Annotated in this window: 21 protein-coding genes and 1 riboswitch; of the genes, 14 read left to right on the plus strand and 7 right to left on the minus strand. The window is 64.8% G+C overall.

Going from position 1 to position 25404, the window contains the following annotated elements:
• Positions 1-14: 14 nt before the first annotated feature.
• Positions 15-1601 carry a fatty-acid--CoA ligase FadD1 gene (gene fadD1, locus F6B93_RS10825; protein ID WP_211699096.1) on the minus strand — a complete coding sequence of 529 codons (1587 nt, stop codon included), beginning with the start codon at positions 1599-1601 and terminating at the stop codon, positions 15-17.
• A gap of 210 nt (positions 1602-1811) precedes the next feature.
• Between fadD1 and F6B93_RS10830 the strand changes: the two genes are divergently transcribed.
• The 6 genes from F6B93_RS10830 to F6B93_RS10855 all read left to right on the plus strand — a co-directional run bounded on the left by F6B93_RS10830 (position 1812) and on the right by F6B93_RS10855 (position 7949).
• Positions 1812-3044, plus strand: a complete 1233-nt coding sequence (locus F6B93_RS10830) for an FAD-dependent oxidoreductase (protein ID WP_211699097.1) — start codon at positions 1812-1814, stop codon at positions 3042-3044.
• A gap of 48 nt (positions 3045-3092) precedes the next feature.
• Positions 3093-4091: a Gfo/Idh/MocA family protein gene (locus F6B93_RS10835; RefSeq protein WP_211699098.1), complete on the plus strand. Its 999-nt coding sequence runs from the start codon at positions 3093-3095 to the stop codon at positions 4089-4091.
• 556 nt (positions 4092-4647) lie between these two features.
• A riboswitch (cobalamin riboswitch) is annotated at positions 4648-4860 on the plus strand.
• A 243-nt stretch (positions 4861-5103) separates the two neighbouring features.
• The gene (locus F6B93_RS10840; protein WP_246541126.1) at positions 5104-6897 is read left to right on the plus strand and encodes a PPE family protein; all 1794 of its coding nucleotides are present in this window, start codon (positions 5104-5106) and stop codon (positions 6895-6897) included.
• Entirely contained in the window at positions 6894-7202 is a 309-nt protein-coding gene (locus tag F6B93_RS10845; RefSeq protein WP_211699100.1) for a PE family protein, read from the plus strand. The genes F6B93_RS10840 and F6B93_RS10845 overlap by 4 nt, the downstream gene beginning before the upstream one ends.
• 137 nt (positions 7203-7339) lie before the next feature.
• Entirely contained in the window at positions 7340-7633 is a 294-nt protein-coding gene (esxG, locus tag F6B93_RS10850; RefSeq protein ID WP_211699101.1) for a type VII secretion system protein EsxG, read from the plus strand.
• A gap of 25 nt (positions 7634-7658) precedes the next feature.
• Positions 7659-7949, plus strand: coding sequence for a WXG100 family type VII secretion target (locus F6B93_RS10855; RefSeq protein ID WP_211699102.1), 291 nt, complete (start codon positions 7659-7661; stop codon positions 7947-7949).
• A 222-nt stretch (positions 7950-8171) separates the two neighbouring features.
• Here the strand turns inward: F6B93_RS10855 and F6B93_RS10860 are convergent, their stop codons facing one another.
• From F6B93_RS10860 to F6B93_RS10870, 3 genes are all read right to left on the minus strand, one after another.
• Positions 8172-8342, minus strand: a complete 171-nt coding sequence (locus F6B93_RS10860) for a hypothetical protein (RefSeq protein ID WP_211699103.1) — start codon at positions 8340-8342, stop codon at positions 8172-8174.
• 228 nt (positions 8343-8570) lie between these two features.
• The gene (locus tag F6B93_RS10865) at positions 8571-9716 is read right to left on the minus strand and encodes a glycosyltransferase (RefSeq protein WP_211699104.1); all 1146 of its coding nucleotides are present in this window, start codon (positions 9714-9716) and stop codon (positions 8571-8573) included.
• 118 nt (positions 9717-9834) lie between these two features.
• Entirely contained in the window at positions 9835-10779 is a 945-nt protein-coding gene (locus tag F6B93_RS10870) for a LysR family transcriptional regulator (protein ID WP_211699105.1), read from the minus strand.
• A gap of 231 nt (positions 10780-11010) precedes the next feature.
• Here F6B93_RS10870 and F6B93_RS10875 point away from each other — a divergent pair, with 231 nt between their 5' ends.
• Positions 11011-12075: a sulfite oxidase gene (locus F6B93_RS10875; protein WP_246541127.1), complete on the plus strand. Its 1065-nt coding sequence runs from the start codon at positions 11011-11013 to the stop codon at positions 12073-12075.
• A 260-nt stretch (positions 12076-12335) separates the two neighbouring features.
• Positions 12336-15215 carry an MMPL/RND family transporter gene (locus tag F6B93_RS10880; RefSeq protein ID WP_211699106.1) on the plus strand — a complete coding sequence of 960 codons (2880 nt, stop codon included), beginning with the start codon at positions 12336-12338 and terminating at the stop codon, positions 15213-15215.
• An 8-nt stretch (positions 15216-15223) separates the two neighbouring features.
• Here the strand turns inward: F6B93_RS10880 and F6B93_RS10885 are convergent, their stop codons facing one another.
• Entirely contained in the window at positions 15224-16153 is a 930-nt protein-coding gene (locus F6B93_RS10885; protein ID WP_211699107.1) for an antibiotic biosynthesis monooxygenase, read from the minus strand.
• A gap of 439 nt (positions 16154-16592) precedes the next feature.
• On the opposite strand from F6B93_RS10885, the gene F6B93_RS10890 reads away from it, so the two are divergent.
• On the plus strand, positions 16593-17276 hold the full coding sequence (locus F6B93_RS10890) for a cutinase family protein (protein WP_425518520.1): 684 nt from the start codon (positions 16593-16595) through the stop codon (positions 17274-17276).
• Positions 17277-17293: 17 nt separating this feature from the next.
• On the opposite strand, the gene F6B93_RS10895 is transcribed toward F6B93_RS10890, so the two are convergent.
• Complete coding sequence (locus F6B93_RS10895; RefSeq protein WP_211699108.1) at positions 17294-17677, minus strand: DUF5073 family protein; 384 nt, start codon at positions 17675-17677, stop codon at positions 17294-17296.
• Complete coding sequence (locus F6B93_RS10900; RefSeq protein ID WP_211699109.1) at positions 17677-18471, minus strand: heavy metal-binding domain-containing protein; 795 nt, start codon at positions 18469-18471, stop codon at positions 17677-17679. Before F6B93_RS10900 ends, F6B93_RS10895 begins: the two co-directional genes overlap by 1 nt.
• A gap of 368 nt (positions 18472-18839) precedes the next feature.
• Between F6B93_RS10900 and F6B93_RS10905 the strand changes: the two genes are divergently transcribed.
• The 5 genes from F6B93_RS10905 (at position 18840) to F6B93_RS10925 (ending at position 25402) form a co-directional block, all read left to right on the plus strand.
• Entirely contained in the window at positions 18840-20354 is a 1515-nt protein-coding gene (locus F6B93_RS10905; RefSeq protein WP_211699110.1) for a glycoside hydrolase family 183 protein, read from the plus strand.
• A gap of 365 nt (positions 20355-20719) precedes the next feature.
• Entirely contained in the window at positions 20720-22402 is a 1683-nt protein-coding gene (locus F6B93_RS10910; protein ID WP_211699412.1) for a fatty acyl-AMP ligase, read from the plus strand.
• A 33-nt stretch (positions 22403-22435) separates the two neighbouring features.
• Entirely contained in the window at positions 22436-24271 is a 1836-nt protein-coding gene (locus tag F6B93_RS10915) for a PPE family protein (protein WP_211699111.1), read from the plus strand.
• A complete protein-coding gene (locus F6B93_RS10920) occupies positions 24250-24699 on the plus strand; it encodes a YbaB/EbfC family nucleoid-associated protein (RefSeq protein ID WP_211699112.1) in 450 nt (149 codons plus the stop codon). The genes F6B93_RS10915 and F6B93_RS10920 overlap by 22 nt, the downstream gene beginning before the upstream one ends.
• 157 nt (positions 24700-24856) lie before the next feature.
• Positions 24857-25402 carry an SAM-dependent methyltransferase gene (locus F6B93_RS10925; RefSeq protein ID WP_211699113.1) on the plus strand — a complete coding sequence of 182 codons (546 nt, stop codon included), beginning with the start codon at positions 24857-24859 and terminating at the stop codon, positions 25400-25402.
• Positions 25403-25404: the final 2 nt, after the last annotated feature.

The raw sequence follows: 25404 nt of genomic DNA on the forward strand, positions 1-25404 counted from the left end.
GACCACTAGCGTTGCTAAGCTGAACCTTCCTGGCGGTAGGCGGTGCCGCGCACGTCGCGCACCCACAATGTTTCGTCCTTGCCCACGACCGTGCCTTGCGCGGCGAGCTCGCGCTTGAGCACCTTGTGTGTCACCGTGCTGGGCAAGTCGCCGGCGATGCGGATGTATCGCGGGCGGGCCTTGGGGGACAGGTCGGGCTGAGCGTCGAGGAATGCGCAAAACGAGTCTGGTTCCAGAGTGCAGCCCGCATTGAGAACGATCGCGGCCATGACCTGATCGCCCACGTGTTCGTCCGGGACGGCGTATACGGCTACACGATTGACAGCATTGTGGCGCAATAAGATTCGCTCGATCGGTGCGGCCGCCATGTTCTCGCCGTCCACCCGCATCCAATCGGCGGTGCGCCCGGCGAGATAGATCCATCCCTCGGCGTCTCGGTACGCCAGGTCCCCGGACCAATACATGCCGTGACGCAGCCGTTCGGCGTTGGCCTCGGGGTCGTTGTAGTAGCCGGTGAAGAAGCCCGATCCGACCGTGTTGACCAGTTCTCCCACGGCGTCGTCGGCGTTGGCCAGCGCCCCGTTGTCGTCAAAACGCGCAACAGCGCACTCGGTGACCGTGTCACTGTTGTACACCGCGACACCGTCGGCGCCCTTGCCGATCGAACCGCGGGGTGTGCCGGGCTCGCGAATCACGATGACCGCATTCTCGGTGGAGCCGAAACCATCCTCGACCTGCACGGCGAACCGGCGCGAGAACTCCTCGATGTCTTTGTCGTTGGCCTCGTTGCCGAATGCGGCTCGCAGCGGGTTATCGGCGTCATCGTGTCGTTCCGGTGTGGCAAGAATGTAGGCGAGAGGTTTGCCGACATAGTTCATGTAGGTGGCGTCGTACCGCCGGATGTCGGCGAGGAAGTTGGTCGCCGAGAACTTGGCCGGCGCGATCGCGGCGCCGGAGACCACGGCGGGCGCCCACCCCGCCACGACCGCGTTGGAATGAAACAGCGGCATCGACACATAGCAGGTGTCCTGTGCGGTGAGGGCGAAGCGTTCGGTCAGCCTGCGGCCGGCGAACACCGCCATCAAGTGCGACACCTGCACCGCCTTGGGATTGCCCGAGGTTCCGGAGGTGAAGATCATCATGAACGGGTCCATCATCTCGACCAGTCGATGCGGAACCAAGGGTCCAGCACCGGCGACGAGTTCCGACCAGTGCGCCGCCGAGGTGTCAATGATCCGAGCGTCCGCGACGTCCACGCCGTCCAACAGCGCCCGGTGGTCGGCATCGGTCACGACGATCTGGCAATCGGCTCGTGTGATGTCGTCGGCCAGCGCCTGGCCTCGGCGCGTGGTGTTCAGACCGCACAGCACGTAGCCGCCCAGCCCGGCCGCGGCGATCTGGGCCACCATTTCGGGGGTATTGCCCAGCAGCGTGCCGATGTGCATCGGGCGGCCCGGATCGGCGGCAGCAATCAGGGTCGCGGCCCGGGCGGTCGACTCCGCCAGATACTGCTGCCAGGTCCAGCGCACATCACGATATTTCACCGCGATCGCGGGATCTGATAGGCGCTGTCGTAAGAGCGCTTGAATCGTGTCCGTCATGAATCCGATCCCCTCCGCGTAGCAGGTCGCGGCCGTGACTTCGGGCCCAGTCTTTTGCGGGCCGCTGCGTGACAACAAGATCACCACAATGGCTTGCCCGCCCGGTGGCCAGGCTCGGCGGCCGACGCGGCCTCAAGGCTCGCCGACGCCGGCCGGACCGATGATGGCGTGTTGGGGAGGCGCGTTGCGGGCCCCTATGCTTGAGCAACCATGAGTGAGACAACCACATGCGCGATCGTTGGTGGCGGCCCGGCTGGGATGGTCCTCGGGCTGTTGCTGGCTCGGGCCGGCGTAGAGGTCACCCTCCTGGAGAAGCATGGTGACTTTCTGCGCGACTTTCGTGGCGACACCGTGCACCCCACCACGATGCGACTCCTCGATCAGCTGGGTCTATGGGAGCGCTTTTCGGCCCTGAACTACAGCGAGGTGCACAAAGGGACGCTGGATTCGAACGGGCGCTCGGTGACCTACATCGACTTCGGCCGTCTGCGACGCCAACCCCATCCCTATATCGCGATGGTGCCGCAATGGGACCTGCTGAACTTGCTCGCCGAAGCTGCCCAAGCCGAGCCGACCTTCACGCTGCGGATGAAGACCGAGGTGACCGGGCTGCTCCACGAGGGCGGCAAGGTTACCGGAGTGCGTTATCAGGGCACCGACGGTCCGGGTGAGTTGCGCGCTGAGTTGACTGTGGCCTGCGACGGTCGGTGGTCGATCGCCCGACACGAAGCCGGCCTCAAGGCGCATGACTATCCCGTGGACTTCGATGTGTGGTGGTTCAAATTGCCGCACGAAGGCGAAGGGCACTTCTCTTTCTTGCCGCGCTATGGCCCCGGCAAAGGGCTCGGCGTAATACCCCGCGAAGGGTACTTCCAGATCGCGTATATCGGGCCGAAGGGCAGTGACGCCGAGCTGCGCGAGCGGGGTATCGAGCAGTTTCGTAACGAAGTTCTTGCGCTGTTGCCCGAAGCGGCCGAGTCGGTGGCCGGTCTCACGTCGATGGATGAGGTCAAGCACCTTAACGTCCAGGTGAATCGATTGCGTCGGTGGCACGTTGATGGGTTGTTGTGCATCGGCGACGCGGCGCACGCGATGTCCCCGGTCGGAGGGGTCGGCATCAACCTGGCCGTGCAAGATGCCGTCGCGGCGGCGACCGTGTTGGCCGATCCGCTGCGCAGGCACCGGGTGACATGTCGCGACCTGGCGGCGGTCCGTCGTCGTCGGGTGGTTCCCACCGCGGTGACCCAAGCGGTGCAACGGATGTTGCACCGCAGGTTGCTCGGCCCGCTGCTGCGTGGTGCGGACCCCACCCCTCCGGCGATGCTGCTTCGCCTGGTCGAGCGGCTGCCGTGGCTCTCGGGGCTACCTGCCTACTTCGTCGGTGTCGGGGTGCGGCCCGAGAACGCCCCGGCGTTCGCCCGTCGCGGCGGCCCTACCAGCTAGCCTGCTCAGGCGGCGGCGACCGGTCCGCTTAGGTGCTAGCGTCTGTGCGTGACTGGACACGGGGCACCGGTGCGGATCGGCATTCTGGGCGCGGCCAACATCGCGCCGGCGGCGGTCATCAAGCCGGCCGCGGGCCACGTCGAGGCCCTTGTCGCCGCGGTGGCAGCACGCGACCCGTCACGGGCGCAGGCCTTTGCCACCAAACACGGGATCGCCCGGGTCCACGACAGCTACGAGGCACTGATCGCCGACCCGGCCCTCGACGCCGTCTACATTCCGCTGCCCAATGGCTTGCACGGCGAATGGACTCGGGCTGCATTGGCGGCCGGTAAGCACGTGCTGTGCGAAAAACCGTTTACCGCCAATGCCGCCGAAGCTGCTGAGATCGCCGAACTGGCCGCCGCCTCGGATCGGGTAGTGATGGAGGCCTTCCATTACCGCTACCATCCGCTGACGTTGCGCATCGAACAGATCATCGGGTCCGGCGAACTGGGCACGCTGCAGCGGGTGGAGACGGCGATGTGCTTCCCGCTGCCAAAGTTCTCCGACATCCGCTACAACTACTCGCTTGCCGGCGGCGCGACGATGGATGCCGGTTGCTACGCGGTTCATATGGCCCGCCTGTTCGGCGGAGAGAGCCCGGAAGTGGTTTCGGCACAGGCGAAGACGCGCGATCAACAGGTGGACCGTGCCATGACGGCCGAGCTGCGTTTTGCTGGTGGGCACACGGGCCAGGTCCGTTGCTCGATGTGGTCGTCGGACCTGCTCAACATCAGCGCCAGGGTGGTTGGCGATCGCGGCGAGCTGAGAGTGCTCAATCCCGTTGTTCCCCAGTTTTTCCACCGGCTGACGGTGCGGGCAGCACGCGGCAAAAGGGTGGAACGTTTTCCACGTCGGCCGTCCTACGCCTATCAACTCGACGCATTTGCCGGCGCTGTGTTGCACGGGCGAGCGGTCACGACGACGCCGGAGGATGCGGTCAAGAACATGACCGTCATCGATGCGATCTACCAAGCCGCCGGGCTCCCACTGCGCAACCCGAGTTAACACCCTGCCCAGTGCGGCTTTGACACCGAGCACGCTCGTGGCAAAGGCGAGTGGCCGGATCGAGAACGACGCTCCTGCAACGCGAGTACCGTGGAAGTCACGCGCGGTCGGTGGCGGTTCGGATTAAACGCCAGTGCGATGTTGGTTGGGCCGCTCGTTAGGGGGATCAGTGATGAATATCAAGAAAATCGGAGGGACGGTCGGACTCGCCGGCCTGCTGGGTGCCGTATCGCTGGGGCTCGGTCCGGGCATCGCGCAGGCCGATCCCGGGCCGCGAATCCCACGACCACCGGGACCGCATGTCGACCATCCGATCAACCCGCGTCCGTTATCGCCGGGGCACATCAAGCAGGTCTGCCCCTGGCACTCACCGCCGGGCCACTGGATTGGGGGGCCGCACGGGATACCCTGCACCTGAACAGATTCGCTGCGAACACCACCGGGAAGGCGCGCCGTGGCTGGCTGAGCGTTCCCTGTGACTCACCTGTGACGGCTGGGCTGAATATGCGGCGTCGACTAGCGTAAAGCCCGCAGCTGGTTTGCTGGCGGCATCTGCGTGTCGTCAGCATCAATCGGCGACCGCTTATTCAGGTTCGCCGTGAGAGGGAACCCGGTGTGAATCCGGGACTGTCCCGCAGCGGTATGCAGGAACGAACGCCGTCATCGGCACTGGCCCACAGCTCTGGGGCCGGGAAGCGACGGCCAGTAGGCGCAGCGTTTTGGCTGCGTGCCTGTGAGTCCGAAGACCTGCCAGTTGCGCCGGGCGAGTGTCGCCCGGCGCGCGTCGCCTCGTGGATCGGGCGGACGGCCATCGCGAAGAGCAGGGTTGCGCTGATTGGAGCGCCGGTGATCAGCTCTCGCGGCTGCAACGTCCCATCGGGCGGCGGGCATCCCGTCGTATCGGAGGACGTTTGATGGTAGGCCGAGCCCCGAGAGGCCATGCAGCGAGCTGCGATGGCCTATGCGGCGTCGACCGGCATCCGGGTGCTGGCGGTGGTCGATGACCGCACCGATGTGGCTGGCGTCGCCGCCGGAGGTGCATTCGGTGCTGCTGAGTAGCGGCCCCGGACCCGGCCCGCTGCTGGCCTCGGCGGCGCAGTGGAGTTCGCTCAGCGTCACCTACACCGACGCAGCTGACGAGTTGGCCATTTTGCTCGGTGATGTGGCGGCCGGCGCCTGGGAGGGGCCGACATCTGGGTCCTATGTGGCGGCCCACGCGCCGTATCTCGCGTGGCTCATGCAGGCCGGCGCCGACAGCGCCGCGATGGCCGCCCAACAACAAGCCACGGCCGTCGCCTACTCCACTGCCTTGGCCGCGATGCCGACGATGGCGGAGCTGGCCGGCAATCACGCCACTCACGCAGTGCTGACGGCCACGAACTTCTTTGGTATCAACACCATCCCAATCGCGCTCAACGAAGCCGACTACGTCCGGATGTGGATTCAGGCCGCCACCGTCATGGGTACCTACCAGGTAGCCTCGACCGCGGCTGTTGCCGCCACACCGCAGACCACACCGGCCCCCCCGATCGTGAAAGTCGACGGGCAGGCGGTCGCAGCCGCCCAAGCAGCAACGTCGCCCGCCGACAATCTCAGTCCGTTCGAACAATGGCTGCTGCGGATCTACACCGAGTTCTACAACGCGGTACTACAACCGTTTGTTGACTGGGTGGCGAACATCCCGTTTCTGCAAGCCATGTTTTCTGGCATCGATCCTTTTCTGCTCATTCTCGGTAATCCGCTGACCTACCTCAGCCCGGCGAACATCGCGTTCGCCCTCGGCTTCCCGATGGATATCGGTACCTACGTGGCTCTGCTGTCGCAAACATTCGCCTTCATCGCTGCGGACCTGGCTGCTGCGTTCGCCACCGGTAACCCGGTCACCATCGGCTTCACCATCCTGTTCACCGGCGTCGAAGCCGTTGGGACGATCATCACCGATACGATCGCGTTGCTGAAGACCCTGCTCGAACAGACCGTTGGGCTGCTCCCGGCGCTGCTGCCGCTGCTGACCTCGCCGTTACTGGCGTCGGGTGCGGTGCTCGCACCGATCGGCGCCAAGGGTGTGGCGGCGCTGGTTGCCGTGCCGCCACCGCCGCCACCGGTCGCGCCCGCCGCACCGCCGCTGGCAGCGCTTGCGCCAAGCGGACCCACGTCGGCGCCAGCCCCGACGCCGGCCCCCGTCGAGGCGACCGCCGCGGCACCGGCGCCGGGCCCGCCACCGCCAGCGGCTACCGCTCCACCCTCGGTGACCGGTGCCGGCGTGGGCGCGCACATGAACGGCCTTGCCTACCTGGTGGGCGACCTGGATTCGGCAGCTAAGCGGGCCGCGGGCACCGCCGCCAGGAGAAAGGCACCGCAACCGGACAGCGCCGAGGTACCCGAGGCCGCGGCGACCCCTCAGGAGCAGCAGCCGCGTCGCCCACCGCGCCGGCGGGCGAAGGCCCAGAAGCTCGGTCGCGGCTACGAGTATGCCGACTTGGAGGACGACGCCGACGTGCCAGCTGCCGCGGCTTGCTCCGCGAACAAAGACCGGTTGGCCGCGGTGGTCGCCTCCGATGACTGCGCCGGAATCCTGGGGTTTGCTGGGGTGGCGCAGAAGAACGGTGCCGGCCCCCCGGCAGGGTTGATCTCACGTGCCGGCGACGCGTTCGATCGTAGGCCTCGCATGCCCATGGTTCCCGGCACCTGGGAAGCCGAGCCAGCGCGGCCCCAGAATGCCTCCGGTGAGTCGGGCAGTCGAGCGGGCCATGAAGAAACTCGTTCGGCTGACGGTTGGCGAAGGCAGCAAAGGAGTGTGTCATGACGTTGCGAGTGGTTCCTGAGGGTTTGGCCGGCGCCAGCGCCGCAGTGGAGGCTTTGACGGCGCGGCTGGCGGCTGCGCAGGCCGCGGCTGCTCCGCTGACTGCCGTGGTGGTGCCGCCAGCGGCGGACCCGGTGTCCGTGGAAACCGCCGCGGGGTTTAGTGCCAGCGGCGAGGAGCACGCCGTGGTTGCTGCCCAGGGTGTTGAAGAGCTTGGGCGCGCGGGTGTCGGGGTCGGCGAATCTGGCGCAAGCTATCTCGCCGGCGATGTGGCCGCAGCCGCGACCTACGGGATCTCTGGCGGCTGACTGGTTCGACGGGTCGCGACACGGCTTTTTACGACAGTCAATGACCGAGTTTTGTATCGAGTGGACCCGAAAGGGTCAAAAGGACCGACAGGACCGAAAGGACCGAAAGGACCGAAAGGACCGAAAGGAAAGGTGCAATGAGTCTTCTCGACGCTCATATTCCGCAATTGGTGGCGTCGCAATCGGCGTTCGCCGCCAAGGCTGGGCTGATGCGACACACCGTTGGCCAGGCCGAGCAGGCGGCGATGTCGGCCCAGGCCTTCCACCAGGGCGAGGCCGCCGCCGCATTTCAGGGTGCCCATGCGCGTTTTGTGGCGGCAGCGGCCAAGGTGAACACCTTGTTGGACGTCGCTCAGGCGAACTTGGGTGAGGCTGCCGGTACCTACGTCGCCGCCGACGCGGCGGCCGCATCCAGCTACACCGGCTTCTGACCACCACAGCCGAAAGGGGTTTCTGATGTCACAGATCATGTACAACTACCCGGCCATGCTGGCTCACGCCGGAGACATGTCGGGCTACGCCGGAACGTTGCAGGGGCTGGGTGCGGACATCGCGGCGGAACAGGCCGCGCTGCAGAACGCCTGGCAGGGCGATACCGGGATTACCTACCAGGCATGGCAAGCCCAGTGGAACCAGGCAATGGAAGACCTGGTGCGGGCCTACCAGGCAATGGCCACCACCCACGAAGCCAACACCATGTCCATGATGGCTCGCGACCAGGCCGAGGCCGCCAAGTGGGGCGGCTAGCCTGCGGCGCACCATCGCTTGCGGCGAACCGCGCTCTTCGGTCGTCGGCGCGGAGCCACGACTCCGTGGCGATAGCCCTGGATAACACTGGGTGGGTGAATTGTTCGCTCGCCCAATCAATTCCAGCGGCTGCGATAGACGCGAACCTGCAGGGTTTGCCCGCGATGCTGCCCGGTTTCCCTCGTCGTAATGAGCGAAAGCGCTTGGCTGGGAACTCTTATGCTAGACGGCACCCTTGTGCGCAACGACGAGGTCGGCGGCGGCGCGCATCCGATCGGACAATTGCAGTAGATCGTGCTCGCACACCCCATTGGGGACGGTGTAGGCGAGTTGCCGCAACTCCACGGCGTAGTGGCGCAGATCCTGGCGGAGTTGTATTTCAGCTGTAGGCATACTTCTCTCCGTCGACAGATGTTAGGTGCCCGACTTGCTGACAGACACACTTCGAATTTAGGTAGTCGGGTGCCGGTCGGCGACGTACACAAGCCGTTTCTACGGACTTTGACAAACTGTTCACAGCCCATCAAGCGTGCTTCTGTGGCACATTGGGCGCGCCTACGAGCGCTCCGGTAGGCGTCTACTGTCGGGTTTGCCGCATGATGCGGCTGCCTTTGTGCAGCGCTACGCAATGTGGTGAGCTTCGGTGCAACCGTGGGTCGGGGTCATTGCGCCCAATGTCGTCAGCATCGCGGCGCCAGCGTGCCGCCACGTGAACATCTCAGCGCGGCGCCGTGCACTGCGGCGGCGCTCGTTCTCGGGTCGGCTGATGATGGTGCGGACCGATTCGGCGATCGCCGGCGCGTGGTTGTCGGCCCACGCGCCGCAGTCGGACGTGATGATCTCGGTCAGGGCCGAGGTGCGTGATACCACCGCCGGGGTGCCGCAGGCCAACGATTCCAAAGCCGCCAGCCCGAAGGTCTCGTGCGGCCCCGGTGCGAGCATCACGTCGGCCGAGGCCAGTAATCCCGCGACTGTGAGCCGATCGGACACGAAGCCGGTGAAATCGACCGGCAGCCCGGTGGCCTGTCGCTGCAACCTTGATCTGAGCGGGCCGTCGCCGACGACGACCAGACGGGCGTCGATGCCGGCGTCGCAGAGCGCGGCGAGCGCGTCGACACTGCGGTCGGCGCGCTTTTCCACCGACAGTCGGCCGCAGTGGACCAGCAGGACTTGCGACGGGGCGGCCCAGCGCGCCCGCACGCGGGTGGATCGGCGTCGTGGGTGGAAGATCTCCAGGTCCACGCCCAACGCAACCGTGACCGTATTCGCAGCGCCGATGCGGTCGAATTCTTCACGCGCGAAGCTAGTGGTGCATACCACGGTGTCGTAGTTCGCGGCCGTGCGCGCGTTGGCGAAGTCTGCGAATCCCCGCGCGGCTCGACGCGGAAGCACATGACCGACAAAGCGATCAAGGCGCTCGTGGGAGATCATCACCGTTCTCACCCCGTGCTGGCGACCCCACCGGCCGAGCGATCTCAGGGTGAGTCGGTCAGAGACCTCCAGAGCGTCGGGCTCGAGTGCTTCCAGCAGTTCCCGCACCGGTGCCGGCATCACGGCGCGATAGCCACCGGTACAGGGAAGTGGCCTGGCGGGCAAAGTGATCCGCGTGACACCGGTTCGCAGGCGGGTTTGTTCGGCGCTGCGACCCGGCACGATCAAGAACACCTCGTGTCCGGCGGCGCAGTATTCCGCCCCGAGGCGGTCCACTGCGGTACGGAGGCCGCCCGATCGTGGTCCGTAGAAGTTGGCGACCTGAACAACACGCATACGGTGAGAACAACGGGCACCGGTGTGCTTTCGACGACATGGCATCGACGGCGCACTGAACAGTCTATGAACTCCTCCTCAGTTGGCGTTCACGTCGCCGATGAACCCACGACAGGCGCTAACCGGTAGTGCGACTGGTGATGTGAGCCAGCAATTCGCGGGCTGCTCCGGCGGGCGGGTTTCGACCACCCATCCAGACGGCGCGTAGGTCGCGGCTCAAGTCCAGTTCAAGCACGGGTACCGCGCGCAGCCGCCCGATTTCCAGGTCGTCGGCGACCGCCAATCGGCTCATGACTGCCGGACCCGCACCGGCTACGACCGCGGCGCGGACCGCTGCGGCAGAAGACAATTCAAGCAACGGTGGCGTCTGCCGCAGCGCGTCTCCCAAGGTTCGCTGTAGAGCCGCGGTCAGTGAATCTCGGGTCCCGGAACCGGGTTCGCGGGTGACCAGGGCCGTTTGGCTCAGTTCCACTGGGGTCACGGGGCGTTGGCGGCGTGCCCACGCGTGGCTGGTGGGCACGACCAGCACCAACTCATCGTTGGCGATCACTCTGCTGCGCAACCCGGTTGGTGCGGAGGGGGTTTCGATGAAACCGAGGTCCGCGGATCCATCGCGCACTGCCGTGATCGCCTGGTCACTGTTGGTGGCGGTCATGATGACGTGGGGACTGGCTACACCGCGTTGACTCGCCGCAACCTGGAGCGAGACCAGCCAACGCGGCATGAGCTGTTCGGCGATGGTCAGGCTCGCTGCCACTCTGACGCGCGTGCGCTGTTCGGATAGCAGCGCGGCCAGTCCGGCGTCCACTGAATAGGCGACATCGAGCAAGCGATCGGCCCACTCGGCGACTACCGCTCCGGAAGGTGTCAGTTGTGAACCTCGTGGCGTCCGGACGATGAGTGCTACGCCTGTCTGGGCCTCAATCGATGCCAAACGCGCCGACACAGCCTGTTGGGTAAGACCGAATTCTCGGCTCGCCGCACCGATACTGCCTGTTCGCGCGATCGCGAGGAAGACTTCGAGCGCAGACAGTTCGGGCATGCGGGCGCTAAGGGTTGCCATGACGAACCTCCGGCGGTAAGCGTACAAGCCAGCCTTGTGGGGTGGTCGGAAGCCACAAGACAGACTTGTGTGTCCACAAAGCGAAGCGCTCTACCCGAGTCCCCCGAAATGGGCAACCATCGACACCATCGCCGCGCAACCGAAGAGAAGAGGGTGACTATCGTGGCCAGCACAGACTCGGAGACAGAACCCGGGACAGATTCCCCAGCGACGTGGGGCAAGCGCGATGACATGATTGTGCGGGCGCGCTCGCCGTATAACGCTGAGCCGCCGGCTGCGGTGCTGGCCAGCAGCGACATCACCCCGGTCGAGGCGTTCTATGCCCGCAATCACGGCGCGATCCCGGATATCGCGGCTCAGCAGTGGCGCCTGCAGGTCAGCGGGTGCGTGGATACGCCGCTCACCCTGACGTACGACCAGTTGAGGCACGAATTCGAGCAACACGAGGTGGTGGCGACGTTGGCGTGCGCCGGTAATCGGCGTGCGGAGATGCTGCGGGTGCAACCGATTCCGGGTAAGGAGCCATGGGAGCACGGCGCGATATCGACCGCGCGGTGGGGAGGCGTGCGTCTCGCTGATTTCCTTCAGGCCGCCGGAACGCAACACTCGGAAGGTCTGCACGTGGCGTTTGAGGCCCCAGACGTCGCTCCTGAGGCCCGGCCCGTGCAAACCTACGGCAGCTCGATCCCGCTCAGTAAGGCCATGTCATCGGAAGTGCTGCTGGCGTGGCAGATGAACTCCGAGCCCCTGCCGCCCGCCCATGGCGGTCCTGTCCGGGTCGTCGTGCCTGGATACGTCGGCGCCCGCAGCGTCAAGTGGATTACCGCGGTCACCGTGCAGCCCGGCCCCTCGGAAAACTATTTCCAGGCCCGCGACTACCGGATCCTGCCTCCGGAGGCCGACCCCGACAGCGTCACGTCGGGGGAGGGGATTGCGCTATCGTCGCTGACGCTGAGCTGTGACATCCTCGATCCCACCGACGGCGATCACGTACCGCCCGGCGCGTTGACCATCCGTGGCTACGGGTTGGCCGGCGATGGCCGCAGCGTGGAGCGCATCGACGTATCCGTCGATGACGGGCTCACCTGGCAGCAGGCGGTCCTGCAGTCCCCGGCCAGTGCATGGTCGTGGCGGCCATGGTCGCTGACGGTTGACGTCGAATCGGGACCTTTGCATATCATCGCGCGCGCCTGGGACGACACGGGCGCGCTGCAACCCGAATCAGTTGCATCCCTGTGGAATCCGCGCGGGTATGGGAATAACGCCTGGGCCCGCGCCGCGTTGTGCGTGCAATGACGGCCGCACCCACCACGGCCCGAGTGCTCTGTCAGGCAGGTGTTCGAGACTGCCTGGTGGCCACCGACATCGTCACTTAGCGCTCCGCGGGTCACGCTGAGTTGGTCTGCTAAATCAGCTGCCGAGCCCGTGGCTGAGATGGTTGAATGAGCCAATTCGGTCGGAGGCTAGAACGCGATGGTGGATGAGACAGAGGCGATGCATGAACGTGGCACTGCCCAGCAGCGTGCTCGCTGACTGGTGCTCCTGAGGCCGATGCAGTGACCACGATCGCACGATTCATCTACCGGTTCGCGCCGCTGGTCATTGGTGCCTGGATCCTCGCTGCGGTCGTGGCCAACCTCGTCGCACCGCGACTTGAGCAGCTCATCACCAGTGGTGACCAACCGTACTTGCCTGCTGGCACCCCCACTGCGCTTGCCGTGCAACGGTCGGCTGAGGCATTCTCGCAGGTCCCCACCGACAACGTCGGCTACCTCGTCCTCCAGCGATACGGCGGTCTCGACGAGCGCGACCGGTCGTTCTACGACCACCTGGTAGTGGCTCTACGCGCTGACTCGCGCCATGTCCACGAGGTCGTGGACTGGTGGGGAGTGCCAACCATCGCCAAGGCGGCCGTGAGCGAAGATCAGCACGTGGCGACGGCCGCGGTGCGGTTTTCCGGCATGGTCGGAACCACGCAAGCAAGCGAGTCGATCACTGCGGCGCGCGCCATCGCGGCGGGACTGGACCCGCCCGACGGTCTGCAGATATTCATCACCGGTCCGGGCGCAACGATCATGGACGAATTCGCGGCCATCGACCGGCAGACGCAGCTCATCACGGCGACGACGTTGGCGGCGCTGTTCATCCTGTTGTTGGTTCTGTACCGATCACTGATCACACCGATGGTGCCCTTGCTGTCAGTAGTTGGGGCGTTCGCACTGGTCAAGCCGGTCGTTTCGGTTCTCATCCAGCAAGGCTTCGTCGGCGTATCACTGTTCTCCCTCTGGCTCAGCGTTGCGGTCGTTGTCGGAGTGGGCACCGGCTTCTCGATCTTTCTCATCGGCCGCTATCACGAGCGGCGCCGACAAGATTTCGCGCCGTCGGAGGCGTTGGCGGACGCGTACCGTGGCGTGGCGCCAGCCATCGTGGGCTCGACCCTCATCGTGGTCACCGCCTTGGGCGCGGTGGGTTGGCTCAGCCTCGCCCGCATCGGCATGTTCGCCACCACGGGTGTCTTGTGTTCTATCGGCGTGCTGGCGGTGGGATTGGCCGTACTCACCCTGACACCGGCCCTCATCGCGCTCGCCAGCCGCGCCGGCCTCGCCAAACCGCCCCATCGCAAACGCACGCTGCGGCGGTTTCGGCGCCTCGGCACCGTTGTGGCCCGCTGGCCGGCGCCGATTCTGGTAGGCAGTGGCGTATTCGTACTCATCTTGTTGATAGCCCTACAGGGAGTGCCAATCGGTTGGGACGAGGCCAAGGCGACCCCACGCTGGGCGGAGTCCAACCGCGGCTACCAGGCGGTTGACGACCACTTCCCACCGAACCAGTTGCTGCCCGATACGGTCACAATCGAGACCGACCACGACATCCGCAACCCCGCCGGTCTGACCGCAATCGAACGAATCACCGCTGCGATCATGGCGATTCGCGGTGTGCGCATGGTCCAATCGGCGAGCCACCCCACCGGACTGGTGTCCAAACAAGCCGCCATGAACCCGTCGGCAGGGAATATCGGTGATCGGTTGGACGAGTTCTCCGACCAGCTCGCATCGCGGTCGGAAACGTTCGACAACCTCGAAACCGCAGCGAATAGCATGTTGAACGCGGTCGATCTGCTCCAGGCTGGCATCCAACAGGGCACCTACGGCGTTGGTCAGGCAAGTCTGGCCGTTCGATTGATGCAGGAAGCGGTGAAAGAGCTTCGGGCCGCGACAGGTGACGTCATCGATATTTTCGACCCGCTGCGGAGATTCACCGGCGCGATACCGGACTGCCCGACAAACGCGGTGTGTTCGGCAGCCGACGAGGTGGTGCAGTGGGCAAACAAGGTCGTTGAGCGGTCGGAGGGCTTGGCCGATTCGGCCAGGCAGCTGGGACAGGGAATCGCCGATGCCGCCTTGGCGCCAGCCAACGGCCCCGGCGTCCCCACCGATCTGCAGGCCGCGTTGGACGGCGCCAGCGCTCAGCTAGATCAGATGCGCGCGTCGGCGGCTGGCTTGAAAGCGATGCTCAACGATGTAGGTGAAGCATCGATACGGGAGCTCCCCGGCTATTTGCACGAACTTGCCGCGGTGTCCCAGAGTGGTCCCGGCGTAGACCTCTACGCTGCCCGGCGGATCCTGAACGATCCGAAAATGCGGCCGGTCCTCAAAGACTTCATCTCGCAGGACGGACGTGCGACGCGCCTGCTCGTTTATGGCGATGGGCAGGAGTGGGGCAGTGATGGCGCCGAACGTGCTCGTGCCATCGTGGCCGCGGTGGCAGCGGCGACCAAGGGTGGCAGCCTGCAACCGACCGCGGTTGAACTAACCGGCGTTGGACCGCTCACCCGGGACTTGCAGGATCTCGTTGGCAGCGATCTGAGCAAACTGGCGATCATCACGTTCGCTGTCATCTTCGTGATATCAGCGCTGTTCCTGAGGAGTCCGGTGGCCGGGCTCATCCTGGTTGGCACCGCTGGCACGTCGTACCTGTGCGCGCTTGGCGCCAGTATGCTGATCTGGCGGCACATACTCGGCCGCGATCTGCATTGGTCGGTGCCTCCCATCGCGTTTGTCCTCGTGGTCGCCGTGGGTTCAACGTGCAACCTGCTCTTGACGCTGCGCATCCGCGAAGAGGTTCCTGCAGGACCGCGCACCGCCATCATCCGGGCATTCGCCACGACCGGGGCATTGGCGACCATCGCTGGAATGGTGGTCGGGCTAGCGGTAGCCGCACTGGCCGCAAGCAGTGTGCTGAGCGTGGCACAGATCGGGGTCGCTGTCGGCGTTGGCTTGGTGTTGGACGCCCTGGTCGTGCGCAACCTCGTCCTACCCGCCCTGCTCGTTGTGTTGGGTCGTTGGTCCTGGTGGCCCGGCAGCCCTGGCTACTCCCTGCAGGACGTCGAAAGCCCGGACAGGTCAAGCGAAGTCGTGGCGACCTCGGCCATGTGATCCTGGGGCTAGCTTGTTGTGAGTGCGAAAAGAAGCACCAGCGCGGCGTAGGCAAGAACGACCATCGCGACGCCGACCAGAGTCACGCGGGCCGTTGCGCCGTCTATCGGGTCGAGCCAACGCCGAAACGGGCGCGACACCGCCGGGACGAGGATCCATTGCAGCAGGGCAACGCTGGTGACGTTGCCCACGAACATGGTCAAGGCCTGGTGGAGACCAAGACGGTTGAGTGCTGGAGACAGTTCCATGGTGATCACCGTCGCGGTCGGGTACAGGCAGAGCAGCACTAGCATGGCAGTCTTCCATGCCGGGGTGATCCTGGTCTGACCGTCGGCAACGCGAACGGTTGATCCGAATGGCGCACTGCTTGAGAGCTCGGCGAAATCCCGGGTCAGTTTGTCCCGCAGTTGCGGCAACGCGTCTCGGCGTTCAGGTGACTGGACCCATGCGGTCAGCTGGCCCGCGGTGCGAAAGCGAATCACCGTCATCCACTGACCGGATGAATCCGCCGGAAAGATCGCTGTGCCTTGGTATCCGAGGAACGCCGACGTAGCGAGCTTCAGATCACCGTGGGCCGCAACGAATTCAGCTTCCTTGCCAGGTGCCACGCTATGCAGGAAGACCGCAACGTTGGCCGGTGGTAGTTCGCCTTCGGCGATGATCAGATCCGGGGCGGATCGCCAGTATCCTTGTGCTTGACCTTCGATCAGTAAGGCTTGTCGTTCGGCGCTGTCGAGCCATGATTCGAGCAGCTCGGCGCTGGCGAAAGAAACCTTGAGAGCCCAATCGAGGTATTCGGTCGCGTGAACTGATTCGAGAGCGCCCACGTATCCATGGGCGCGACGCGCTGCGGCACGGTATTCGGCGACCCACGTGGCGAAGCCCTCGGGATCACTGGGCGGATGAAAAAGCGTGATCGCCGTAGGGTCAAACGCCATGTCAGTTGTATACCATCCTGGTTCGAGCCTGGTTCTCGCCTTGTTCGAGCCTCGTGTGTCGTGTTTCACAGCGATCTTGTTGCTTGCCACCGCCGCTGGGACCGCGGGTTGGACTCGCGGGGACCGGATCGCTTCGGATTGTTGTAGTGGGCGCGGCCCGGACTGACGATGACGGGCTGATTGCCAGGTGCATGTCCTCGCTGGCGGGCTTGTCTGCGCTGGTGGGCGCATTCTCGTCGGTTTGCCTACGCCCACACCGGTGGCGATTCGCCGGGAGGCGCGCTGGTTGGTGCGCCGCTGCGACGGCCTGCGCCCGCCGATGAAACGATATGCAGGGACGCGATATGGGGGATAGTTGCCCGGTCGGCGATGGCCCGACGCCGGGAAATCTGACGCCCGTCAGGGTGTGAAAGTCGGTTACCGCAGGCATCATTGACACGTGAACGTATTGACTATCGGACGATTCGCCGGTGCCGCGCTGGTTGCGGCCTGGGCATTCCTGGCCGTGCCGGCCCCATCTGCAGCTGCCGCCCCATCAGCTGCCGGCGCGTCTTGTCCGGACGTCGAGGTCGTGTTTGCCCGCGGCACCGGCGAGCCTCCCGGAGTGGGTGGGATCGGACAAGACTTCGTGAACGCGCTGCGGTCGAAAGTGGGAGCGAAGTCGGTGAGCGTATACGGGGTCAACTACCCGGCGACCACAGATTTTCCTACGGCCATGGCCGGCATCAATGATGCGGGATCGCATGTCGAACAAACGGCGGCAAACTGTTCCACTACGAGAATGGTGTTGGGCGGTTTCTCCCAGGGAGCGGCCGTGATGGGGTTTGTTACGTCTGCCGCGGTACCTGATGGAGCGCCTTCCGACGCACCCAGGCCCATGCCGCCCCAGGTTGCCGACCACGTCGCGGCGGTGGCCCTCTTCGGGAAGCCGTCCGAACAATTCATGAGCCAGATCGGTGTGCCGCCGGTTGTCATCGGGCCGTTGTATGCGGGCAAGACCATCGATTTGTGTGCGCCTGGCGACCCCGTCTGTTCTAACGGAGGCAATTGGGCCGCGCACAATGGCTACGGTGTCGACGGAATGGTTGACCAGGCGGCGGCCTTCGCTGCGAACCACCTTTAGGCTGACCTGCAGCCGATTCAGGGGCGGTAGCCGGTGCTGGTCCCAAGAACCTCAATCGCCGCGTCGATGGTGGGAACGACCGTTGGGCCATACCTGGTGACTACCTGCCCGAGTGCCCGGGCGACATGTGGACCAACCGCGTCCGCGGCGAGGATGTCCTCGGCGATGACGACGCCATTCACCAAGTGCGCGGCCGAGAGCCGGCCGTCCTGGGCGACCTCGTAGCGCCAGTCGCCGATCTGGATCCGCTCGGGCCGAGATCGGAAAACGCCACGTCGTGCTGGGGTGTGAACCACTCCGGTGAGTCCTGCGAACACTTTGACCACCAATGCGACACCGCCGGGACCGGACAGGGCAGCGCCAATGGTTCGGCTTACCCGCTGAGAATCGAAATCCGACATCAGGTATCCATTGGCAGGACGAACGACGGCGTGATGGTTTCCCCGCTCCCGCTCCCGCTGCGGCGCACGGCGGTTCCGGCCGTATAGAACTCCACGGTGTGTGTTCCCCACCCGTAGTTCGAGATGGCGAAGTGCACACCGACCACACCGGTTGCGCCGTCGCGCTCGGCCTCGCTTTGCATGCGCGACATGGCCAACTCGCGCGCTTGGTAGTTGCCTTGCGTCCACTGGGGCATCTCGATATTTCGGCCAATCTGGCGAAGTGTTTGCATGAACCCCTGCACGGCGATGTGGAACACGCAATTACCCATCACGAAGGCCACCGGCGCAAACCCGGATCGCAGCAGCGTCACCATATCCTGGCCGGACAGGTGGCTGGAGAACGCTTGTCCGTTGGGGCGCCGAAATGTTCCGGGCTTGGCCGTGTAGCGCACCGCGGTACCGACGGCCAGAAACTCGAGGTGGTCGCCGCCCTCGCCGTGGTGACGCCACTCGAGCCGGACGCCGACGATGCCATCCGCTTTGAGTGCGTCGGCTTCGGCCTGCATGCGCGCCATCGCGTTCCAACGCGCCCGGTAGGTCGCCTCGGTGAGAACGCCCAATTCCTGCTGCTGTCGCATACCACTGAATTGGAATCCGACATGGTAGACCGAGACACCCATGACGAGCTCGATGGGTTCGAACCCGGCCCCATGCAGCAGCGCGAATTCGTTGATGGACAGGTCGGAGGTGAACGACTTCTCAGCGTGCGATAGCCGTTCGCTGGCTACGGGATCGAGCGAGCTTGGTTGCATCGTTGAGCGTCCCTTCTGTGGTTTGCGTCAGCGTACGACGCGCATGCTGCGAACGGCAGACCTATTCGCCCGATCCGGCGCTTGTCGTGTACCGCGACGGGTCGCATGCCGGCAAGAGCACATCGGGGGACATCGTGAGATGGCCAATTCCATTGCTTGGGAATCTATCTCAGGGATGCACGGCGCTCGCTTGGTCCGGCGTTGGTCCGTGAGTGCTGCGTCGAGTGTGAGGCCGACAGCCGGGTCGCGACACTGTCACGGATGCATACCCATTGCGAATCGGCGATCCCATCTACCCCATAGATCACTATCGTCACATCAGCGAACTGCGGAGGTCAACCCAGCGCTCCGCCCTCGAAAGGTGTGACATGTCGCCGCTTCCTCGAACAGTGTCCATCGTGATGGCGTCGGCGGCCGTTACCGGACTCAGCGTTGCGATAGGCCTCGCGGCGCCGGCGACGGCCGTGCCATGCACGGGGGACGCCGCGCATGGTCCGCCGCCACCCAACGCGGTGGTGACCGCGCCCGAGTCCACCACGCTCGGCCCGGTACCGTCGCGTCGGCGACCGCTACCCACCGGGCGCAGGCCTCGAGGTGCCAATGAGCGCGCGCCGTTGCCCAAGTTGGGCCCGCTGATATCTGCTCTGATCAACCCTCATGCTCCGCAGTCCGCGCCGCTGCAACATCAGGCGGCGGTACCCCAGCGCCAAGCGGCGGTGCCCCGCCCCAGTCCGCCCGCCCCGGCGCACCAACCTCCGCCGGTTGCTGCTGCGCCCAGTCCGAACGCGGCCCCAGCTCCGGCGCCACCACCGCCCCCGCCGCCGGCAGACCCGCCCCCCCCGATCGGCGGTGCGCCGACATCGCTCGTTGGCTGGGTGAGCGGACCGGAAAGCCCCAACCACACCCTGGAACGTTTCGGTATCTCCGGCACTGACCTCGGGGTTATGTGGGACAACGGCGATCCCGCCAACAAGCAGGTACTCATGGCCTTCGGTGACACAGTCGGCTATTGCAGCGTCGACGGCCACCAGTGGCGTTACAACACGCTGTTCCGAAGCAGAGACCGCGATCTGGAGCACGGAATCACGATCGAGCCCGGACATGCTTCCAACAGGTACTCGGGCTCCCCGCTGCGGCAGCCGGGTTTCTCCAAACAGATCATCAACAGCATCAAGTTCGCACCGAATGAGACGGGAATCATTCCCACCTCGGGGATATCCGTCGGGAAAACCCAGTTCGTCAATTTCATGTCCATCAGGGACTGGCTTCGTGACGGTGAGTGGACGACGAACTATTCGGCGATCGCGGTGTCCCGCGACAACGGCCAGAACTGGGGGGTCTATCCCGGCACCATCCGCACTTCCAGGCCCGACGGCGCCGCGAAAGCCAAATTCGTTCCAGGAAACGAGAACTTCCAGATGGGGGCGTTCGTCAAAGGCACCGACGGCTACCTCTACTCGTTCGGGACGCCGGGCGGACGAGGTGGCCCGGCCCACGTCGCCCGAGTTCCGCAGCGCTTTGTGCCGGACCTGACCAAGTACGAATACTGGAATGGGGAATCCAACTCGTGGGCTCCCAAGAATCCGGGCGCAGCGACGCCCGTCATCCCGGGGCCGGTGGCCGAGATGTCGGTCCAATACAACACCTATCTCAAGCAATACCTGGCGATGTATACCAACGGCGCGAACGACGTCGTGGCAAGGACCGCGCCGGCTCCGCAGGGACCGTGGAGTCCCGAACAACTGCTCGTATCGTCCTTCCAGATACCCGGCGGCATCTACGCGCCGATGATGCACCCATGGTCGACCGGTAAAGACGTGTACTTCAACTTATCGCTGTGGTCGGCATACAACGTGATGTTGATGCACACCGTGCTGCCATAGCAAACCCCGGCTTCTCCGTCTTGCTGACGGGTGTCCCCGATCGCCCAAAAATGAAGGGCGAGTGTATGAAACATCAAGGGCGAGTAAAGCGCACGCCGGGTAGCTGTGAGAAGGCTCCAAGGATGCTGCGTATTGGCGGGGAGTCCGAATGGATCCCGCGAAAACGCACGTCGACGCCATAAACTTCGCGTCAGCTAGTTGCCGTTTCGACGTGATCGCTTTGTCCGCCCAATTGTGTTGGCGGCTTTGGGATTTCAGTCGACGACGGTGTGTTGCGTTGTGCGCTCTGGCGATTCTATGCGGACGCCGCAACGAGTTCCAAACTGGCGGTGATGTCAGTCGGCGCCGAGGCCGAGGAGGTAGTTGTGAGCCGGTTTACCGACACGATGATTCGCAATGCCTGTGAGAGCACCAGGGGCATGGTGACTGGTGAACCACACACCCCGGTCCGGCACACCTGGCGTGAGGTCCACGAGCGTGCTCGTCGGGTGGCGGGAGGGCTGGCCGCCGCCGGTATCGGCCACGACGACACCATCGGTGTCCTGGTCGAGGCGCCAGTGGAGATCGCCCCGATCGCCCAGGGGCTGTGGATACGCGGAGCGGCCGTGTCCATGCTGCACCAGCCCCCACCGCGCACCGACCTGATGGAGTGGGCCGACCACACCAGCGCAGCCATCGAGACGATCAAGTGCAGCACCGTCATTGTCTCCGAGCGGTTCTTCGCGACTGTGTCCATGCTGGAGGAACGCGGAGTCAAGGTGCTTCTGGTCGATCACCTGCTGGCCTCCGATCCGGCCGATCCAAGCGACATCGACGAGGACGATCTTGCGCTGATACAGCTGACCTCCGGGTCTACCGGGCGACCCAAGGCGGTTCTGATCACCCACCGCAACCTGTACTCCAATATCGCCGCGATGTTCGCCGCCGCTGGGTTCGGCGCCGACGTCGACAACGAGGTCATGGTCAGCTGGTTGCCATGCGCCCATGACATGGGGATGATCGGCTTCTTGACACTGCCGATGTGTTTCGGCCTCGAATTGGTCAAGGTCACCCCGATGGATTTCCTACGGGACGCCCTGCTCTGGGCCACGTTGATCGACAAATACCAGGCGACGATGACCGGCGCCCCCAACCGCTTTTATGCGCTGTTCGCGAGACGGCTACGCGAGCAGGCCAAGCCGGGCCAGTTCGACCTGTCGACGTTGCGCTTCGCGCTTTCCGGTTCCGAGCCGGTGGAGCCGGGCGATATCGAGGATCTGATCGACGCGGGCGCGCCGTTCGGGCTTAAGCCACAGGCGATCTTGGCGGCCTACGGGATGGCGGAGGCCACGTTGGCGGTGTCGTTCTCCGAATACGGTGTGGGCCTGGTGGTCGATGAGGTGGACGCCGACCTGCTGTCAGCGTCGCGCCGTGCCGTACCGACCACCGCGGGTAACGTCCGCAGGCTGGCCGCGCTGGGACCGCCATTGCAGGGACTGGAGGTTCGTGTCGTCGACGAGAACGGCACGGTGTTACCCACCCGGGACGTCGGGGTGATTGAGCTGCGTGGCGAATCGCTGACCCCGGGCTATGTCACGACGAAAGGTTTCGTCCGGGCGCGAAATGAGCAGGGCTGGTATGACACCGGCGACCTGGGTTACCGGATGGAGAACGGCCACATCGTGGTGTGCGACCGGGTCGCAGACGTCATCACCACGACAAGTGGTGCCGTCTATCCCACCGCCATCGAGCGGGCCGCAGGCCGAGTAGCCGGCGTCCGCTCGGGCTGCGCGGTGGCTGTGCGGCTCAACGCGGGGCATCTGTGGGAGAGTTTCGCGGTCGCGGTCGAGTCCAACGTCTTCGAGGACCGCAACCAGGCCCATCGCATCGAGCGGCAGGTGGCCGACGAGGTTCTCAGCGAGGTCCACGTACGACCGCGCGACGTCGTCGTCCTCGGTCCTGGAACCATTCCCAAGACGCCGTCAGGCAAATTGCAGCGAACGGCTTCGGCTGCACTCATCCGTAATGATCACCGGCAGGCACCGGTATCAGTACTTGAAAACAGGTAAGTAAAACTAGTAGAAGAGGAGCGGGGTAAGGTAATGGGCGGTCTTCCCGGGGGAAATATTCACTTAGATGTCAACGGTTCGCTCGACGATCTTGTCAAGCTTATCAATGGTGTCTTTCCACAGCTCGTTGACGTCTTTTTTGACCTGGATCTTCCGGGGTTGTTCGCCGGTTTGGGCACCTTGCTCGGCAGCACTGATCAGCTCTTGGATATTCTTGCCGCCGCCGGTCCCGCATTTCAGGAGATTGCCGACAGCGCAGGCTCCCTCGCCACATTGGCGGCCGACGCTGTGGGCAGCTTCGGGCCTGCCGTTATTGGCGTGGGCGACTTTATGTCGTCCCTGGTGAGCAATTCTCTCGTTCCATTGATACCGCTCATCGACGCGGTAGGGCCGCTCATGGATAATGTGATCGGTGGATTCCTTACCTTCTCCAGCACCGTCTCCGATGTTATTATTCCCCTAGAATCGGCGATGTTCGACAACATAATAACTTCGATCGCATCCCTGGATGATTTGTCTATAGGACTCAGCGCTTTCGTGCGGGCACTGGGCATTCGGATGGACCAGACAATGCTTGCGCTCAGCCAAGATCTCGGTTCTTTCTTCCAAAACCTCGCAAACATGATCGCTGGCGAACCCGTTTCCGGCGTCCCGATGATGCCAGCCGCGGCCGCCACCGATTTTGGAGCAGTGCCCCCCGAGATCACGTCGGCCCAGATGCACACGGGTCCGGGGCCCGAGCCGATGATGACCGCCGCGGCGGCCTGGGACGGGGTGGCCGCCGATGCGGACTCCACGGCCGTTTCCATCCAGTCGGTGGTCTCCGAGTTGCCGGATGAGTCGTGGCAGGGGCCGACGGCGGGTGCGATGGCAGCCGCGGCCGAGCCGTTTGTGGCCTGGCTCAATGGTGTGTCCGCGCAAGCTCAACAGGCAGCGGCCCAGGCGCAGGCGGCGGTGAGCGCCTTTGCGTCCGCGTTCGCGGCGATAGTGCCCCCGCCGGCGATCGCGGCCAACCGCGCTCAGCTAGCGGCGCTGGTCGCTACCAACATCTTCGGACAGAACACTGCGGCGATTATGGCCACCGAGGCCGAGTACTCCGAGATGTGGGCACAGGATGCCACCGCGATGTACGGGTATGCCGGCGCCGCTGCTGCCGCGACCGCGCTGAGCCCGTTCACCTCGCCGCCGCCGACCACCACATCGACCGGGCCGCAAGATCAGGCCGACGCGGTCAACCAGGCCATGCAGACCCTCGGCGCTGCCGGCAGCGCCCCAATGATGGGTGCAACCGCGCTCTTCCAGGCGGTACCTCAGGCGTTGCAAGGGCTCGCCCAGCCAGCATCGATGGCACCGCAATCGGTGGGGTCGCTGATGCAGCCCGCAATAGGGCCGGCATCGTCTGCGGCGATGGTCGCTCCTGGTTTGGCGTCGATGGGCGCGTCGAGCCCGGGCATGGGATCGGTGGCGCCGGCCATGGGACCGGTGGCGCCGGCAGCTTCGTCTTTCGTCATGCCACCAGCCGCACCAGCGGGCGCTGGCCTAACTGGCGGGCTCGGCACGTCGGGCTTGGGCTCCGGCGGGGCGGGCGCGATGTCGGCGAGCATGGGTCGAGCGGGATCCATGGGCGGGTTGTCGGTGCCGCCAGCCTGGGCAACCGGCGCATCGACAGCGGGCCCGGCGGCCTCGGTGATGCCGGGCACCGGAATGGCCGGACTGGGCGCCGCCCCGGCGGCTTCAGCCGCTTCGGAGCCTGCGGCGAGCACCGCTGCGGGGGTCCGCATGCCCGGTCTGACGCCCGTACCGGCAAACGCGAAAGTGTCCTGGTCGCAACCATATGAGGGGGCGTTGTGGAATCCAAAGCTGGCCTGAACGGCCTCAGCACCGAGTCGGCTGCTGACGAAGAGCTCACGGAGAAGGTCGAGCTCGCGCGGAGTGTTATCAACAACACGCACCAAAAGCTCCTCGGTGTAAGAGAGCAACTCAGCGCGCGAACCGCCACTATGGACTTCCATTCCAATCTCGAGCTGACCAAGAATCTGCTCGAGAGTCTGAGGACTAGTATTGGCAGCTGGCATAACACGGTTGCTCAATCAGTGTTCACATCCAAGAGCGACGAAGATCTGGTGCAGATCTCCGTAACCGGTGGCGGTGAAGTGCGGTCCGTAAAGCTTGCCCGCGAAATCGTCAATCCAGACGATATTGCTACCCTGGAAGACTTCATAGCCCTCGTTATCGCGGATTTATTTCAGCAAATCCACTATTTTGCGAAAAACCACCTTGAATACCGCGATCTCTAGAGTGCGCGTGCGAGGAATGGATCATTGAGACGCTATCCAGTGTAACGGTGAATGTGTGCCGGGCAGCTAACGTCTGAAACTCAGACTGGGGCGCCCCAGATCGCCACTGCGATGCCCGCCTCAGGTCTCAGCGCGCCATCGTCGTAGGGTGGCGCCCGTGGCCGAGCAGGACGGGCGCCACTGGGACGAGCACTATGCGAATCTGGGACCGGCACCGGTTCGCGGGGTCGTCGCGCCCGGTTTCCTGGCGTCCCACTCGGCCGTAATCCCAATCGCGGGAACGGCTCTCGATCTGGCCTGTGGCCGGGGAATGTCGACGGTCTGGCTGGCACGGCGCGGCCTGGACGTTGTGGGAGTAGATGTCTCGCCAGTGGCCGTTGATCAAGCACGAGATCTGGCGCGGCGCGCTGGTGTCGGCGATCGATGTCGGTTTGCGGTCGCCGACCTCGACGATGGTTTGCCGCCCGGCCCGCAAGTTGACGTTGTCGTGTGTCAAAAATTCCGCGACCCGCGGCTCCACCAGGCGATCATCGACCGGCTGTCGCCTGGCGGGTTGCTCGCCATGGAGGTATTGAGCGAAGTGGGAGCCGCTCCTGGGCCGTTCCGTGCACGGCCCGGTGAGCTCCTCGCCGCGTTCGCGCACCTCGATCTGGTGGCCTCCGGAGAGGGGAGCGGTTGCGCATGGCTGCTGGCGCGCCGTTAGCT

Origin of the sequence: Mycobacterium spongiae (assembly GCF_018278905.1) — a bacterium.
In the GTDB taxonomy this organism is placed as follows: Bacteria; Actinomycetota; Actinomycetes; order Mycobacteriales; family Mycobacteriaceae; genus Mycobacterium; species Mycobacterium spongiae.

Coding starts and splice junctions, on each gene's coding strand:
- F6B93_RS10915 (WP_211699111.1), top strand. CDS start 22,436: ATGGGCGGTCTTCCCGGGGGAAATATTCACTTAGATGTCAACGGTTCG.
- F6B93_RS10830 (WP_211699097.1), top strand. CDS start 1,812: ATGAGTGAGACAACCACATGCGCGATCGTTGGTGGCGGCCCGGCTGGG.
- F6B93_RS10860 (WP_211699103.1), bottom strand. CDS start 8,342: ATGCCTACAGCTGAAATACAACTCCGCCAGGATCTGCGCCACTACGCC.
- F6B93_RS10905 (WP_211699110.1), top strand. CDS start 18,840: ATGTCGCCGCTTCCTCGAACAGTGTCCATCGTGATGGCGTCGGCGGCC.
- F6B93_RS10865 (WP_211699104.1), bottom strand. CDS start 9,716: ATGCGTGTTGTTCAGGTCGCCAACTTCTACGGACCACGATCGGGCGGC.
- F6B93_RS10845 (WP_211699100.1), top strand. CDS start 6,894: ATGACGTTGCGAGTGGTTCCTGAGGGTTTGGCCGGCGCCAGCGCCGCA.
- F6B93_RS10855 (WP_211699102.1), top strand. CDS start 7,659: ATGTCACAGATCATGTACAACTACCCGGCCATGCTGGCTCACGCCGGA.
- F6B93_RS10870 (WP_211699105.1), bottom strand. CDS start 10,779: ATGGCAACCCTTAGCGCCCGCATGCCCGAACTGTCTGCGCTCGAAGTC.
- F6B93_RS10840 (WP_246541126.1), top strand. CDS start 5,104: ATGTGGCTGGCGTCGCCGCCGGAGGTGCATTCGGTGCTGCTGAGTAGC.
- esxG (WP_211699101.1), top strand. CDS start 7,340: ATGAGTCTTCTCGACGCTCATATTCCGCAATTGGTGGCGTCGCAATCG.
- F6B93_RS10875 (WP_246541127.1), top strand. CDS start 11,011: ATGATTGTGCGGGCGCGCTCGCCGTATAACGCTGAGCCGCCGGCTGCG.
- F6B93_RS10900 (WP_211699109.1), bottom strand. CDS start 18,471: ATGCAACCAAGCTCGCTCGATCCCGTAGCCAGCGAACGGCTATCGCAC.
- fadD1 (WP_211699096.1), bottom strand. CDS start 1,601: ATGACGGACACGATTCAAGCGCTCTTACGACAGCGCCTATCAGATCCC.
- F6B93_RS10885 (WP_211699107.1), bottom strand. CDS start 16,153: ATGGCGTTTGACCCTACGGCGATCACGCTTTTTCATCCGCCCAGTGAT.
- F6B93_RS10895 (WP_211699108.1), bottom strand. CDS start 17,677: ATGTCGGATTTCGATTCTCAGCGGGTAAGCCGAACCATTGGCGCTGCC.